The 15,712-nt window shown below is 73.5% G+C and carries 10 protein-coding genes and 1 pseudogene; 2 read left to right on the forward strand and 9 right to left on the reverse strand.

Annotation, left to right across the window (positions count from 1 at the left end):
- Window positions 1–402 precede the first annotated feature (402 nt).
- The 8 genes and pseudogenes from Acy02nite_RS13665 to Acy02nite_RS13700 form a co-directional block, all read right to left on the reverse strand.
- Entirely contained in the window at window positions 403–3,171 is a 2,769-nt protein-coding gene (locus tag Acy02nite_RS13665) for a helix-turn-helix transcriptional regulator (protein WP_203740493.1), read from the reverse strand.
- A 70-nt stretch (window positions 3,172–3,241) separates the two neighbouring features.
- Window positions 3,242–3,838, reverse strand: a complete 597-nt coding sequence (locus tag Acy02nite_RS13670) for a hypothetical protein (protein WP_203740495.1) — start codon at window positions 3,836–3,838, stop codon at window positions 3,242–3,244.
- Window positions 3,839–3,857: 19 nt separating this feature from the next.
- Window positions 3,858–5,087 carry an ABC transporter permease gene (locus tag Acy02nite_RS13675; protein ID WP_203740497.1) on the reverse strand — a complete coding sequence of 410 codons (1,230 nt, stop codon included), beginning with the start codon at window positions 5,085–5,087 and terminating at the stop codon, window positions 3,858–3,860.
- Window positions 5,088–5,242: 155 nt separating this feature from the next.
- Window positions 5,243–5,938, reverse strand: a pseudogene (locus tag Acy02nite_RS13680) (ABC transporter ATP-binding protein); the annotation flags it as partial.
- Entirely contained in the window at window positions 5,935–7,146 is a 1,212-nt protein-coding gene (locus Acy02nite_RS13685; RefSeq protein ID WP_203740501.1) for an efflux RND transporter periplasmic adaptor subunit, read from the reverse strand. The pseudogene Acy02nite_RS13680 and the gene Acy02nite_RS13685, both read right to left, overlap by 4 nt.
- 104 nt (window positions 7,147–7,250) lie before the next feature.
- Window positions 7,251–8,750, reverse strand: a complete 1,500-nt coding sequence (locus Acy02nite_RS13690) for a sensor histidine kinase (RefSeq protein WP_239174729.1) — start codon at window positions 8,748–8,750, stop codon at window positions 7,251–7,253.
- Window positions 8,747–9,472, reverse strand: a complete 726-nt coding sequence (locus Acy02nite_RS13695; RefSeq protein WP_203740503.1) for a response regulator transcription factor — start codon at window positions 9,470–9,472, stop codon at window positions 8,747–8,749. Before Acy02nite_RS13695 ends, Acy02nite_RS13690 begins: the two co-directional genes overlap by 4 nt.
- An 89-nt stretch (window positions 9,473–9,561) precedes the next feature.
- Complete coding sequence (locus Acy02nite_RS13700) at window positions 9,562–10,857, reverse strand: efflux RND transporter periplasmic adaptor subunit (protein WP_203740505.1); 1,296 nt, start codon at window positions 10,855–10,857, stop codon at window positions 9,562–9,564.
- A 191-nt stretch (window positions 10,858–11,048) separates the two neighbouring features.
- On the opposite strand from Acy02nite_RS13700, the gene Acy02nite_RS13705 reads away from it, so the two are divergent.
- Complete coding sequence (locus tag Acy02nite_RS13705) at window positions 11,049–11,642, forward strand: hypothetical protein (RefSeq protein ID WP_203740508.1); 594 nt, start codon at window positions 11,049–11,051, stop codon at window positions 11,640–11,642.
- A 140-nt stretch (window positions 11,643–11,782) separates the two neighbouring features.
- Here Acy02nite_RS13705 and Acy02nite_RS13710 read toward each other — a convergent pair whose 3' ends face one another.
- Window positions 11,783–12,652, reverse strand: coding sequence for an alpha/beta hydrolase family protein (locus tag Acy02nite_RS13710; RefSeq protein WP_203740510.1), 870 nt, complete (start codon window positions 12,650–12,652; stop codon window positions 11,783–11,785).
- A 204-nt stretch (window positions 12,653–12,856) separates the two neighbouring features.
- Here Acy02nite_RS13710 and Acy02nite_RS13715 point away from each other — a divergent pair, with 204 nt between their 5' ends.
- The gene (locus Acy02nite_RS13715) at window positions 12,857–15,460 is read left to right on the forward strand and encodes a helix-turn-helix transcriptional regulator (protein ID WP_203740512.1); all 2,604 of its coding nucleotides are present in this window, start codon (window positions 12,857–12,859) and stop codon (window positions 15,458–15,460) included.
- Window positions 15,461–15,712 lie beyond the last annotated feature (252 nt).

Consider the following 15,712-nt stretch of genomic DNA (forward strand, 5'->3'; position numbering starts at 1 on the left):
CCCCTCGTGATCTCCAACACCGGCCGAGCGGGAACGGGGCTCCGCCGTGCCACAGCTCCGGCGCGCGTCACCCTCCCAGCTGGTGCTCATGGTCGTTATGAGGCATGAATAACGACCATGAGCACCAGCCGGACAGCGCGACGCGCGCCGGGACCGTGAGTTGCGGCGGCGCCGCGCCGCGCCGAACCGTCACCGCGCACCGCGCCACGCACCGCGCGCCGCGCGCCGCGCGCCGCGCCGGACCGTCACCGCAGCGCAGCGCAGCCGTCAGGCAACGCCGCGCCGGGCCGCGCCGCGCCACGCCACGCCGAACTGTCACGGCGTCGCGGCGTCACCGTAGGGGGTGGGGCTGGAGTGCTGTGGTTGTACACGGGCGTGGGCGGAGAGGGATCACGGCGGAGCTCAGGCCGGCGACGTCGGCTCCGGGAACGGCCCGCCGTCGACCGCCTGCAATCGCGACGACAACTGCGTGCGCGAGCGAACCCCCAGCTTGCGGTACACCCGGGTCAGCGTCGCCTCGACCGTCTTCACGCTCAGGTAGAGCCGGCTCGCGATCTCCCGGTTGCTGGCGCCGTCGCGCACCAGCTGGGCGATCCGCAGCTCGGTCGAGGTCAGGCCCTGCTCGGGGGCGAGGCTGCCCTCGGTGCGGGCGAGGGCGCGTTCGGTCTCCTCGGCCCATGGGCGGGCGTCGGCGGACATGAAGATCGCCAGCGCGGCGCCGATCAGCAGGCGCGCGGCGGCGTATCGGCGGCGGCGGCGTTCCGCTCCCCCGGCGACGAGCAGCGCGTGACCCTGCTCGACGGGCTGGCGCAACTGCTCGAACAGCTGCGCCGCCGCCGTCGACAGCTCCACCGCGGAGTCGGCCTGCCCGCTCTCGGAGTGCACGACAGCGGTGGCCCGGTCCAGGTACCCGGCCAGCGCGGGACTGCTGCCGAGCCGCTCCGCGGCCTTGCGCGCGTGTGCCAGGGTCTCCGCCGCCTCCACGTGCTCGCCGAGTGCGGCGAGACCGACGGCCAGGTCGGCGTGCCAGCGGACGATCATCGGGTCGGAGTTGCCGGCTTCGGCTTCCAGGTCGCGCAGCCGGCGCAGCGCCGCGACCCCGGCGCGGGTTTCCCCCGAGCGCAGCCCGGCCTGCCCCAGCGCGTGCAGGTTCCGCCGCAGGTAGAGGTTGTCGCCCTCCTGTTCGGACGCGCGGATGCCGCGCCGCGCGAACCCGGCGGCCGCGGCCAGGCTGCCCCCGGCCAGTTCCGCCACGGCGGCGGTGTACCACGTCGGCCCCGGGCTGAGGCCGGCGTCCTGCGCGGCCTGGACGGCACGATGGGCGTACCGCAAGGCCTCCCGGCAGCGTCCGGCGCGCGTCGCCACCTCGGAGAGGCTGCGCAGCACCTCGACGCGGGCCTCGCCGATCCGGTCGTGCTCGGCGACCGCGAGCAACCGCAGCAGTTCGGCGCGCGCCTCGTCGAGCCGGTCGTCGATCAGGGCGAAACGGGCGGCCATGTAGTGCGGGCCGTAGTGCAGCCAGTCCGGCGCCGGGGACGCCGGCAGGGCGAGCGCGCGGGCGAGCGAGTCACGCCATTCCGGCTCGCCGCGCATCCGCTGGATCTGGGCGAGCCCGCTGAGCGCCATCGCCTCGCTGGTCGTGTCGCCGGCGCGGTGCGCGATCGCCGCGGTGCTCAGCGCCTCCGCGGCGGCCCGGTCCGGCTCGCCGGTGATCATGGCCTGCCAGATGAGCCGCAGCCGGACCGGCGCGAGCAGTGCCGGATCGTCCCCCGCCTCGGCCAGGGCCGCCGCGAACATCTCGCCCATCTCGCCGAGGGCCTGACCGGCAAGATCGATCAGAACCACCCTGGCGCGTACGCGGTGACCGGCCGGAGCGTCAGCGGCGATCACCGCCTCGGCGGCGCGTCCGGCCAGCGCCGGGGAACCACCGGTGAGCGCCGTCCGGGCGGCGGCGACCAGCCAGTCCAGCCGCTCGGCGGTCAGCTGGTGCGGCGCGCGGTCAGCGGCCAGCAGGTAGAACTCGGCGGCGGTCCGGTCCGCGCCGCGCGCCACGCACTGGTTCGCCGCGCCCGCCAGCCGCCGGGCGACCGTCGCGTCCGGCCGGGCGCTGCGCAGCGCGCGATGGCGTAACGCGTCGAGCGGGTCGAGCGCCGCCCCGGCGAGCGCGGCGTGCGTGGCGGCCCGGTCGCCGGCCGCTGTCTCCTCGACGAGGACCTGCCCGATCAGCGGCGGCGTGAACCGGATCGCCTCCCCGGTCACCTCGACCACCCCGGCCGCGGCGGCCAGCCGCAGCTCCCGGTCGGCGTCGTCGCGCCCGGCGCGCAGCAGCAGCGTGACCGTCGGATCGGTGGCCAGCGCCGCCACCAGCAGCGTCGCCCGGACCTCCGCTCCCAGGCCGCTCAGCAGCTCACGGGCCAGGTCGCGGGCGGCCTCGGGCAGCGGCGCGGGACGCCAGGCCGGCCCGTCGGCGCTGGTGCTGCCGAGGGCGAGGGCCAGGAACGGGTTGCCGGCGCTGGCCCGGTGCAGGCGGCTCGCGGTGCGGCAGGGCAGGCCACGGGCCTCCAGTACGGCGGTGAGGTCGTCCGGGGTGAGCGGCGGCACGGCGATCTCGGTGACCGGCGCCGGGACGAGCCGGGCGGCGCGGCGGTGACCGGCGCGGTCCGGGCGGCGTTCGGCGGCGACGGCTCTGATCCGCGGGCCGGGGCGGCGGCGCATGGCGAACGCGATCAGCGCGGCCGACTCCGGGTCGAGCCACTGCGCGTCGTCGAGGACGAGCAGCACCGCCGAGCCGCGGGCGCTCTGCGTGAGCAGGGCCGGGAGCAGCAGGCGGCGGGCCAGGGCCGGCCCTCCGGTGCGGGGTGGCCGGCCCTGGCGGAGGGCGGCGAGCGCGGTGCGGGCGGCGGGCGCGAGGGAGGCCACCACGTCGGGCGGGACCTGCCGGACGAGGTCGGCGATCCCGGCGTACGCCAAGGTCCGCTCGCCCCGGGCGGGCCGCAGGCGGAGGATCAGCTCGCCCCGGGCCGCGGCCTGCTCGGTGACGGCGTCCAGCAGGGCGCTCTTCCCGATCCCGGGCGGGCCGTAGAGAGTCACCCCGCCACCAGCGGCGAGGCGCACGTCGATGTCAGCGAGCAACGCCGCCCGGCCGAGCAGTGCCGGCGAGTCGCGCAGCAAGCGCCACCCCCTAGGTCTGAGCTGGGCTCAGCCTAGGGAGCGGTAGCCGTATGCATCAATGCGTACTTCATCACTTGCTCTGCGAGGTCACCGAGGTGGCGGTCACGGCGCCGTCGGTGCCGGTCGCGCCTTTGACGGTGACCGAGTCGCCGGCCTTGACGTCGGTGAGCTTGCCCTTCTTGGCGGTCGCCACCGTCGTCCTGCCGTCGGTGTTGACCGTGATGACCGTGCCGTCCGCGGTCTGCACGTAGATCGTCGTGCCGCTGACCAGCTTGACCGTGCCGGTGGTGTCGGCCGCGGCGGCGGTGGTCCCGCTGCCGGTGCCGGTGCCCGTCCCGGTGCCGCCACCACCGAAGTTGCCGCCGCCCGGGAAGCCGCTGGCGCTCAGCCCGCCCGGGAAGTTCCCGCCGGCGCCCCGCGTGCCGCCGCCCGGGAAACCGGAGGTGGCGGTCGTGGACGTGCCCCACTGCTTCTGGGAGTAGACGCCGCCGAGGAAGCCTCCCATCAGCAGCACGGCCACGCCCAGCCCGATCGTGCCCTTGTTCCACCACTTCTTCGGCGCGACCGCCGCGAGCTCCTTGGCCAGGCCCTCGTGGTCGGCGTCGTCGGGCTCGACCGGCTCGGCGGGCGCCGGCACGGCCGGCAGGACCGCGGTCTCGTCGTTCATCCGGTTCACTTGTCAGTCCTCACTCGTAGCGCAGCGCGTCGATGGGACGCAGGCGGGCGGCGCGGGCGGCGGGCAGGCCGCCGAAGAACAGCCCGATCGCGACGGACACCCCGACGGCGAGCCCGATCGAGCTGGGCACGATCACCGGTTTGACGCCGACGATCGTGAAGTGGCTGCCGATCAGGGCGGCGGCCACGCCGAGGGCGCCACCGAGCACGCTCAGCAGGGTCGCCTCGATCAGGAACTGGGTCAGGATCACCCGGCGGGGCGCCCCGAGTGCCTTGCGGATGCCGATCTCCCGGGTCCGTTCGGTGACCGTGACCAGCATGATGTTGGTGATGCCGATGCCGCCGACCAGCAGGCTGATCGCGGCGACAGCGCCGAGCAGCGTGGTGAACGTGTCAGCGGTCTCGGTCTGGGTCTCCAGCAGCGAGGAGGCGTTCTGGATGCGGTACGGCGTGCTGCTCGTGCCGCTGCCGCTCCGGGATGAGGACGTCGCCGACTTCACGTTGAGCTGCTGGTTGAGGATCGTGGAGACCTCGCTCTGCACGGCGTCGACCTTGTCCGGGTCCTTCGCCTCGACGATGATCGAGGTCAGCGAGCCGTAACCGGCGAGGACCTGCTGGACCGCGGTGAGCGGGGCGACCGCTGTGTCGTTGGAGTCCTGGAAGCCGGTGGAGCTCTTCTCCTTCAGCACGCCGACCACGGTGAACAGCGCGCCGCTCACGGTGACCTGCTTGTCGATCGGGTCGACCCCGGGGAACAGCTCCTCGGCGACGGTCTGCCCGATCACCACGACCCGGCGGCCCTGGGTGACGTCGTCGGTGGTGAACGACGCGCCCTTCTCGACCGGGGTGCTGGACGCGCCGAACCAGTCCGGCGTGGTGCCGACGAAGGTGCTGACCGCGTGGTCGGTGCCCTCGTACGTCATCGTCGCCGACGACGCGCTCACCACCGGGGACACCGACTTGATGTCCGGGGCGAGTTCCTCGTCGATCAGCGCGTCGGCCATCTTCTTGGTGAGGGCCGTGGAGCTGGATCCGCCCCGGCCGGTGCTCATCACCGTGATGGTGTTCGTGCCGAGCGCCTCGATCCGGTCGCTGATCGCCTTGGCCGAGCCGTTGCCGACCGCGACCAGCAGGATCACCGCCGCGACGCCGATCAGGATGCCGAGCATGGTGAGCGCCGAGCGCAGCTTGTTGGCGGAGAGCCCGCGCAGCGAGAACCTGACTACCTCGAGGAAGTTCATGCGCTGTGCCGCCCGACCGGCGGGGCGTAGGACGACGCCGGCCCGTACGTGGTCCCGGTCGTGGTCCGGGCCGCGGCGCCGTGCCCGGCCGCGAGATGACCGTTGGTGACCGACTGCACCTTGGCGTGCGCGGCGGCCGCCCCGACCGGCGGGAGCTCGATCGGGGACTGCCGGTTGTCGGTCACGATCGCGCCGTCGACCAGGCGGATCAGCCGCTTGGCGCGGGCGCCGACCTCGTCCTCGTGCGTGATGATCACGATGGTCCGGCCGGCCGCGCTCAGGTCGTCGAAGACTTGGAGCACGTCGTCGGTGGACTTGCTGTCGAGGTTGCCGGTGGGCTCGTCGGCGAGCAGCAGGGCCGGCTCGGTGACCAGGGCGCGGGCCACCGCGACGCGCTGCTGCTGACCACCGGAGAGCTGGTTCGGCTCGTGGTCGGCGCGGTCGGCGAGACCGACGATGTCGAGCGCCGCCATCGCACGCCTGCGGCGCTCCCGGGGCTTGACCCCGGCGTAGGCGAGCGGGAGCTCCACGTTGGCCACCGCGGACGTACGCGGAATGAGGTTGAATGCCTGGAAGATGAACCCGATGAGCCGGTTCCGGGCGAGCGCCAGCTGGCTGTCGGACAGGGTGCCGACCTCGACGCCGTCCAGCTTGTAGGAGCCGAACGTCGGGATGTCCAGCGCGCCGAGGATGTTCATCAGGGTCGACTTGCCGGAACCGGACGAGCCCATGATCGCCACGTAGTCGCCGCGGTGCACGGTCATCGACACTCCGCGCAGGGCGTGCACGGTGGCCTCGCCCGTACCGTAGATCTTCTTGAGGTCCTGGACCTCGAGGACGGGCCGGCTCATCGTCCGCCACCGCCGCCGAAGTTGCCGCCACCACCGAAGTTCCCGCCGCCACCGAGGTTGCCGGCGCCACCGCCCGGGAATCCGCCGCCACCGGTGGTGCCGCTGCCGGTGCCGGTCGAGGTGGTCTTGACGACGACCTGCTCACCGGCGGTCAGACCGGAGGTGATCTCGGTGGCCGAGTCGCCCTCCAGGCCGATCTCCACCGAGCGCGTCTCCTGCGTGCCGTTGGCCACCACGGTCACCGTGTGCCGGTTGCCGGCCGTGGTGATCGCGGCCGAGTTGACGGCGACGACGTTCTCCTTGGAGCCGGTGGTGACCACGACCGAGACGGTCTGGCCGACCTTCGCGCCGGTCGGCACCTTGTCCAGGGTGAGCGTCACGCCGTAGGTGACGACGCTGTTCGACGTCGAGCCGGACGGGTCGATCGCGGTGACCTTCGCCGTCTCGCTGGTGCCGCTGAGCGCGTTCCAGGTGACGGTGGCTGCCTGCTTCTCCTTGAGCTTGGTGGCGTCCGCCTCGGCGAAGCTCGCGGCGACCTGCATCGTGGTCAGGTCGGCGATCTCGACGAAGCCGGTCGACGTGGAGGACGACGACGTGGCCGAGGAGGCCGAGCCACCGCCCTGCGAGCCGCCGCCGGAGGAGCCGCTCGACGACGACGAGCCGGAGGCCGAGCTGCCGACCGTTCCGCTGATCGCGGTCACGGTGCCGGCCATCGGCGCTTTCAGCACCGCGCCGTCGACACCGGCCTGCGCGTCCTCGACGGCGAGCTCGGCCGAGTCGACCGAGTTCTGCGCGTCGGTGGTGTCGGAGCCGGCGGCCTCGGCGCGGTCCAGCGAGTCGTTCGCGGCGTCGAGGTTGGCCTGTGCCTCGGCGAGCGTGCGCTTCGCCGCTGCCGGGTCGACCTTCGCCAGGACCTGGCCCTTCTTGACCTTGTCACCGACCTTCACGTCGATCTCGGTGACCGTGCCGCTGGTCTCGAAGCTGGCGCTCGCGGTGCTCGCGCTCTCCACGGTGCCGCTCGCGGTCACGGTCTTGGTGACCGTGCCCTGCTGGACGGAGACCGTGCGCTCGGAGGCGACGGCGGCCGTTCCCCCCTTGTCGGAGGAGGAGAAGGTCTCGTACACCGTGATGGCCCCGGCGACGAGAACGACGCCGATCACGGCGTTGACCACCAGCGAGGGGTGGCGGCTCCACGGGCGAAGTCTCATGGTGTTTCCCGCCGCGGGTGAGCAGAGCGTACGTTCATGGCGCACACTCTCGGGGTGCGGCCTCGGAGGAGATTCGGCGCAACCTCGGAGCCAGCTTTGAATCTCTACGCCGCGTCACCGATCGCCGGCAGCAGAACCCGGAACGTCGCGCCGCCGCCGGGCGTCTCGTGCAGCTCGATCCACCCGCCGTGGCCGTGCACTATCGCCGCCACGATGGCCAGGCCCAGCCCGGATCCGCCGCCCCTGGCCCGGTTGCGGCTCTGGTCCGCCCGATACAGCCGCTCGAAGATCCGCGGTGCGTGCTCCGGCGGGACGCCCGGCCCATCGTCCTCCACCTCGAGCACCGCCACCGGCAACCCGTCACCGACGGTCACCGGGCCGGAGCAGGCCGCCGCGGCGCCGGGCGGCCCGGCGAGCTGATGGCCGACCCGGACCGTGACCCGGGTGCCGGCCGGCGTGTGGTTGAGCGCGTTGGCGACCAGATTCGTCGCCACCTGCCGCAGCCCGTGGTCGTCGCCGAGCACGGTGGCCGGCTCGAACGTCTCCTCGTCGTCGCTGAGCCCGCCGAGCAGCACCTTGCGGCCGGGGACCCGGGCGTGCGCGTCGCGGATCGTGTCCGCGGCGATCTCCAGCAGGTCGATCCGGCGCAGCTCGCGGGTGCGTTGCTGGTCGAGGCGGGCCAGCATCAGCAGGTCCTCGACGAGCACGCCCATCCGGCCAGCCTCGGCCTCGATCCGGCTCATCGTCTCGTCCAGCATCGGGCCGGCCGGGGCGCCGCCGCGCCGGTAGAGCTCGGCGAACCCGCGGATCGAGGTGAGCGGGGTGCGCAACTCGTGCGAGGCGTCCGCGACGAACTGGCGCAGCCGCTGCTCAGAGGCGGTGCGCGCGGTCGCCTCGGTCTCGATCCGGGCGAGCATCGAGTTGAGCGCCCGCCCGAGGCGGCCCGGTTCGGTGTGCGGGTCGGCGCCGGGCACCCGCAGGGACAGGTCGCCGCCGGAGATGTCGGCGGCCGCGTGCTCCATCTCGGTCAGCGGGCGCAGGCCGAGCCGGACCACCCAGGCCGCGCCGAGCCCGAGCAGGGCCAGGATCAGCAGCAGCACGCCGGCATCGATGAGCAGCAGCTGGTCGGTGGTCTGCCGGACCTCGTCGAGCGACGAGCCGAACAGGGCATAACCTCCGGTGTCGGCGACCGGGACGGCGATCACGCGCCAGTCGGTGTCGTCCGGGCTGGTGAGCGTGTACGGCTTCGCGGTCGCCGCGTGCGCCGCCACCTCGGCGAGCGGCGGGACGGCCGGACGGGTCTCGTCGACCGGGGTGGTGCGTCCCGGGTCGAGGGTGCCGTCGGCGAGATAGAGGTACGAGATCTGGTCCGGCCCCACCCGGAAGAACCGGCTCCGCGGGACGAAGTTGCCCTCCGGCTGCTGCGTGGCGAAGCGCGTCATGCCGGTGAGCTGCTGGTCGATCCGGTCCTGCAGGTAGTCCCGGATCAGCAGGACGCCGGCGACGTTCGCGGCGATCAGCGCGACCGCGGCCAGGATGCCGACCACCAGGACGAGGCGGGACCGTAACGTCCAGTGCCGCCAGGGCAGCCGGCGCGGGATCACTCGTCGCCGCCGCGTGGCAGCCTGAGCGCGTACCCCACCCCCCGGACGGTGTGGATCAGCGCCGGCTCGGTCTTGTCGATCTTCCGGCGCAGGTAGTAGACGTACGACTCGACGATCCGCCCGTCCCCGCCGAAGTCGTACTTCCACACCCGGTCCAGGATCTGTGCCTTGGACACCACTCGACCGGCGTTGATCATCAGGTAGCGGAGCAGGTTGAACTCCGTCGGCGACAGCTCGATCAGACGGCCCGCCCGGCGCACCTCGTGGGCGTCGGAGTCCAATTCCAGGTCGGCGTACCGGAGCACCCCGGTGTCCGGTGCCGGTTCCTCCGGCCGGCTGCGCCGCAGGATCGCGCGGATTCGTAGCACGACCTCCTCGAGGCTGAACGGCTTGGTGACGTAGTCGTCGGCGCCGGCCGAGAGCCCCAGGATCCGGTCCTCGACCGCGTCACGGGCGGTCAGGAACAGCACCGGGATCCGGGACCCGGCGGCGCGCAGCCGCCGGGCGACCTCGAACCCGTCCACATCCGGCAGCATCACGTCGAGCACGATCAGGTCGGGCTCGAACTCGGCCACCGCCACCAGGGCGGAGTGCCCGGTCTCGGCGACCCGGACGTCGAACGCGACGAGCCGCAGCGTCTGGCTGAGCAGCGCCGAGATGTTCGGCTCGTCGTCCACGACGAGGACGCGGGTGGCCCGCGCCGGCGTGTCGGCGACGGTCATGGAGTTACGGGTTCCGGAAAGCACCGCAAAGACTTATCAACGTTTTCTTTGAACCAGCTATGAGAGAGCTGTCTGTTCATGGCGGTCTGTCACCAGGAACGGGACACCGCGTCACCCTCCACCAGCCCGGAGGTGATCTCGGTGTACTGGTCACCGCGGAGGCCGATCTGCACCTTCACCTCGGCGCCGTCCTTCTGCACGACCGCGGACGTCCCCGAGACGTCGTGCACCGCGGTGCTGGGCACCCGCAGCACGTCGGTCTTGCTGCCGGTGGTCACCTTCACCTGCGCGCTCTGCCCGACCAGCAGGTCCTTGGGCGCGTCGACGAAGGAGAGCACCACGCCGAACGTGGTGAGCGTGCCGTCGCTGGTGCCGACCGGGTCGACCACCACGAGGGTGGCGTCGAAGGTCTCGCCCGGCTTGTCGGCCAGGGTGATCACCGCCTTCTGCTTGACCGCCAGGTGATCCGCGTCGGCCTCCGGGAAGTCGGCGCTGATCTGCATGTCGTAGATGTCGGCCAGGCTGATGAACGTCGAGCCGGAGCTCACCTGGCTGCCGACCTTGCCGCCGACCGAGAGGATCCGGCCGGCGATCGGCGCGGTGATGGTGGCGCCCTCCAGGGCGTCCTCCTTCTCCTCGAGCGTGACCTGGGCGGAGTTGACCCGCTGTTGCGCGCTCAGGATGGCGTCGGTACCGCTGTTCTGGCCGCCGCCCTGCTGGCCGCCGCTGCCGCTGGTCGTCCCGGAGCACGAACCGGTGCCCGAGCCGGATCCGGAGCCGGTCGTGGTCCTGCCGCCGGGGGCGCTCGTGCTGGTCGTGGTCTTCGTGGGACTGGTCTTCGTGGGACTGGTCGTCGCGGTCCTGGTGGCGGTTGCCGTCGGCCTGGCCGTCACGGTCGCGCTCGGCGACGGCGACACCGACACGCCGGGAGAGGCGCTCGCCCGCAGCTCGTACGCCGCGGCCGCGTTGCAGCCCGTGCTCGCCGTCGAGGTCGTCGAGGCGGCGTCCTCCGCCTTGGTCAGCGCGTCCTCGGCGGCGTCGAGCGCGTCCTGCGCGTCGTCGACCGCCTGCCGCGCGTCGTCGTCGTCCACCGTGGCGAGGACCTGACCGGCGGTCACCGTCGTCCCCGCCCGGACCTTGACCGTCTCCACGGTGCCGTCCACGGCGAACGACAGGCTGCGCGTCTGTGCCGCGGCCAGCGTTCCGGTGGTGGCCACCTCGGTGGTGACCGCGCCCTTGTCCACCCCGACGGTCTCGGCCGCCTTCGACTCCTCGGCGCCGTCAGCGGTCAGCGCCCGCACCACGCCGAGGGCGACCAGTGCGAGAACGACGACCGAGACGCCGAGCCAGATCCAACGCCGGCGACCGGCCAGTGCTACTCCCATGGTCAGCGAGTGTGGCGGGCGGTCCTCGCCGCGGGCTCGGCCCCGCCTCGGAGTTCGCTCGGAACGCCGGGGGCGGCTCAAAGGCAATTCCTAGGCGGATCCGATGTGCCGCATAGGAAGACCGGGTTCCCTTTGCTGTCGTGCCCGCCCGATGCAAAAGGAGGCGGGCCCGTGTCGATGAGGAGACGCTTGTGCCCGTGATCAAGTCGAAGGTGGCCCGCCGGGTCGCTGCGTGCGCGGCGGTGGCGTTCGTTTCGGTCGCCTTCACCGCGGCCTGCGGCGACAAGGACGACAGCAGCGCGGCCGGCGGCACGACCGGGCAGAACGGCGGCGGCGGCAACGCGGCGTTCGCGGCGTACACCGACTGCCTCTCGAAGAACGGCGTGACGATCACGATGCCCTCCGGTGGCCCCGGCGGCAACGGCATGCGGCCCTCCGGCGGCAGCTTCTCCGGCGGCACGCGGCCCTCCGGCCAGCCCCGGCCCTCCGGCAGCTTCGGCGGCCGCAACGGCGGCTTCCCCGGCGGCGGCGGCTTCCAGAAGCCCGCCGACGTCGACGACGCGACCTGGCAGAAGGCGCAGGAGGCGTGCGCGTCGGTCCGCCCGAGCTTCGGCGGTGGCAACGGCCGCGGCAACGGCGGCAACGGCGCGAACGCGGCCTACACCGACTGCCTCGAGAAGAACGGCGTCACCGACACCGCGAACCTGAACACGTCCGACGCCACCACCCAGAAGGCGATCGAGACCTGCAAGGTCCTGCAGCCGACCGCCACCGCCACCTCCTGAAACACCCCTGACCACCGTGCCGGCGTCGTTCGCCCCCCGTCGTAGCGACGCCGGCACGGTCACTTTCCCTCGTACGGGGGGATCGCCGCACCACCGGGGCCGGCACTCCCTTGCGGAGCACCGGCCCTGGCCGTTCCCGATCAGGACAGCGGGCAGGAGTTGCGGTAGTCGGAGACGAGCAGGCCGCTCGGTCCCGGGCAGATGAACTGGTCGTAACGGGTGTCGTTGTCGACGAACCGCTTCATCCAGGAGACCGCCTCCACGGCTGTCGTCGTGTTCACCGTCTGCGGGAAGAAGTGGCTCTGCCCCGCCAGCTCCAGGTAAGCCTTCTCCGCTGAGCTCGGGATCGTCGTGTAGAACGGGATCGAGTGGCTGGCGACGGGCGCGACCGTGTCCGCCTGCCCGCCGACGATCAGCGTCGGGACCCGGATGTCGGTCCACACCTTGTCGGTGTTCCACGGCGCCAGCGGCACCGCGGCCTGCAGCGACGGCCGGGAGCTGGCCGCTTCCAGGCTTCCGCCGCCACCCATCGAGTGCCCGGCGACGGCGAGCCGGCTCGCGTCCACCCGGCTGCGCACCGAGCTGCGCTGAGTCAGGTAGTCCAGCGCGGCCAGCAACTGGTCGCCGCGGGAGTCCGGCTGGTCCAGCGTGGTGAGTGTCTCGATGCCGATCACCACGAAGCCGTGCGAGGCCAGGCGCGGGCCGAGCCAGGAGATGCTCGACCAGTACGCGGTGAAGCCGGGCGAGATCGCGATCGCGCCGAAGGTCCCGTCCGCGGTGCTGGTCGGGTAGTAGATGACGCCGCCGCCGAAGCCGGACACGCTGAGCCGGGAGACGTTCACCTGCGAGACGGCGTAGGGTCCGCTGTTCGCCTGCAGCCGGGCCAGCGTCGGGGCCGGGCCACGCTCGTACGGGTTGGCGGCGGCGTGCGCGGCGGTCGCGCCGAGCGGCGCCGACAACGCGAGGGCGGCGGCCGCCGTGACCAGCAGTCTCTTCCATGATCGGTGCACGTCGAACACTCCTTCACCTGGGGGGACGGATCGACGTGGGCCAGTCTGCGCAGCGCGTTCACCGCCACGCATCGGCGAAACCACCGGCCTTGCGTTCATCCCGCCGCAACATCCCGGAAATTTCATCCTCTGCACGACATCGACGTCCTTCTTTCGCTTTGCGTCGTCCCGCGCAACACTTCCGACATGTTTCATGCACCTTTAGTGCAAGAAGTTGAACGCCTGCTCGGGTCCGCTGCCGCCGGCCGGGGCGGCGCCCTCCAGCTGTGCGGCGCCCCCGGCTCGGGCCGCAGCACGCTGCTGCGCGAGGCCGCCGCCCGCGCCGAGGGCTGGACGGTCCACGCACTCCCCGGTCACGCCGCCGAGCGCTCGCTGCCGCTCGCCGCTCTGCACCGGCTCCTCCCGGTCAGCGCCGGCGAAACCCTGCTCGACCAGCTGCGTACGGCGTCGGAGCATCGCCCCGTACTGCTCCTCCTGGACGACGCGCACCTGCTGGACGCGCCGTCCGCCCGGGCCGTCGCCCACGCGGCCCGCCGCGTGGGCACCGACCGCATCGCGTTCCTGGCCGCCGGCCCACCCGGTCTCGAGCTCTTCCCCGCACGTCACCTCGGGCCGCTGCCGGACGAGGAGTGCCGTGCCCTGCTGAGCGTCCACGCCCCGGACCTCACCGGCGACGTGGCCGTCACGCTGATCGAGCTCTCCGGCGGGAATCCGGCCGCCCTGACCGACCTGGCCCGCTCCCTGTCGCCGGAGCAGCGCCGCGGATACGCACCGCTGCCGGACACCCTGCCCCCGGACAGCCCGCTCCGGCACCGCCTGCACGCCGAACTGGCCGGCCTCCCGGCGGTCACCAGGGACCTGCTCCGGCTGGCCGCCTGCGATCCGCCGCCCCCGCTCCCCGTCCTGCTCGCCCACTGTCGCCTCGACGATCTCGCGCCGGCCGAGCAGGCGGGGCTGATCACCGTCGACGACGACCGGGTCAGCTTCGGATCACCGATCGCCCGCGCGGTGGCGTACCGGGAGATGGTCGCCGCCGCGCGCCGGACGGCACACCTCGCGCTGGCGGAGTCCTCGGCGGCGCACGGCCGCGGCCTGGACGCCCTGCTGCACCGGGCGGCCGCCACCGGCGGCGAGGATCCCGCCCTCGCCGCCGCGCTCACCCGGGCTGCCGCGCCGGCCACGCCGTCCCAGGCGACAGAGGCTTTCCGGTACGCCGCGCAGCTCACCCCGGACCCCCTGGCGCGCGACGCCGCGCTGCTCGACGCGGCCCGCGCTGCGTGGCTGGCCGGCCGCCCGCACCGGGCCACCCAGCTCCTGCGCTCCGCCGAGCAGAGCGCCACCCAGCACGAGTTCACCACACGACGCGAAGCCCGCCCGCCGGCCGTCCGCTCCGCAGAGACACGCCTGCGGGCACGCGGGCTGGCCGCGGAGATGCGGCCCGAGGACCCCGCCTCCCGGGAGATCCTGATGGACGTCGCCGCCGAGATCGGTGACGCCGACCCGATGACGGCGCTGGACGCGCTGTCACTGGCCGGGGAGGCCACCTGCTTCGCCGGGGAGCGGGACAGGTACGTAACCCTGGCGCACCGGATCGTCGCCGGCCGGCGCGGAACCGAGTCACCCGCGACGGCGATGGCCTACCACCATGTCGCCGGCCTCGCGGAGCTCGCCGTGGGACGCGAGGACCTGGCGTTCGGACGATTCCGGCGGGAGCTGGCGCTCGCCGGGGACGTCGCCGAGCCGATGCCGCTGATCAGGGCGTCCACGGCGGGAATCCTCGTCGGTGACGCCCGCAGCGCCGTCTCGGCGGCGGGACGGGCGGCGGTGCTGGCCCGGGCCGGCGGCGCACACAGCCTGGTGCCGCGGGCTCTCGAACTGGTGGCGCTCGCCGAGATGGCGTCCGGCGACTACGACGCGGCGACCACCGCGGCGCTCGACGGAGCGGCGATCGCCCGCAGCACCGGGCAGAGCGCGCTGACCGGCACCCATCTGGGGCTGCTCGCCGTGCTGGCGGCACTCGTCGGGGACCGGGACGACGGGCAGGAGCGGATCCGGGCGGCGACCGGCACCGAGCAGGCCCGCCCCCTGTGCGAATGGGCGCTCGCGCTGCTCGACCTGGTCGACGGGCGCCCGCTGCCCGCGGCCGTCCGGCTGCACACGATCGCGGCCGGTCCGCCCGGCCGCGGGTCGGTGCTGCTGCGCGTCGCGGTGGTGCCGCACCTGCTGGAGGCCGCCGGTCCGGAGCCGGCGCTGAACCCGGTGGCGGCGGCGTTCGACGACTGGGCCGGACGCACCGGTCAGGACGGCTGGCTGGCACTGCGCGACCGCTGCCGGGCACTGCGGACACGGGACGGCGAGGCGGCCGAGGAGCACTTCCACGCGGCGCTGCGACGGGTCGGGGAGGGCGGATTCCCGCGGGCTCACACCGAGCTGTTGTACGGCCGGTTGCTGCGCCGGCGCCGCCGTCACGTCGCGGCACGCGAGCATCTGCGCCGGGCGGCGGAGACGTTCCGGCTGCTCGGCGCCGAACCGTGGGCGGCGCAGAGCGCCCGGGAGTTGCGCGCCGCCGGCGAACGCTCCGGACCGGAGATGATCACCGCGGCCCCGGTGCGGGGTGACCGCGACGCGGTGCTGACCGCCCAGCAGCAGCGGATCGCGACGCTGGTCGCCGAGGGCGCCACGAACCGGGAGGTCGCCCAGGAACTGCACCTGAGCCCGCGCACGGTGGACCATCACCTGCGCAACGTCTTCGCCCGGCTCGGCGTCCGCTCCCGCACCGAGATGGCCCACCTGCTCGCCGCCGGCTGACCCACCCCACCCCGCAAATCACCCCTGCCCCCGCTGACCGCCCGCACACCAGCCCCGGCCCGCACCTCAGCCCCGCCTCGCACCCCAGCTCCAGCCCCAGCCCGGCTCCGGCCCGGGCCTCCGGCTGCGGCTCCGGCTCCGGCTCCGGCTCCGGCTCCGGCTCCGGCAAAGCGTCCGGTTGGCTTCGGCTGGCTCCCAGCGGTGCTTCGGAGGTGCGAAGCACCCCTGAAGCCCAGCCCAAGCGAACCGGCT

Source organism: Actinoplanes cyaneus (assembly GCF_016862095.1).
Lineage (GTDB): Bacteria > Actinomycetota > Actinomycetes > Mycobacteriales > Micromonosporaceae > Actinoplanes > Actinoplanes cyaneus.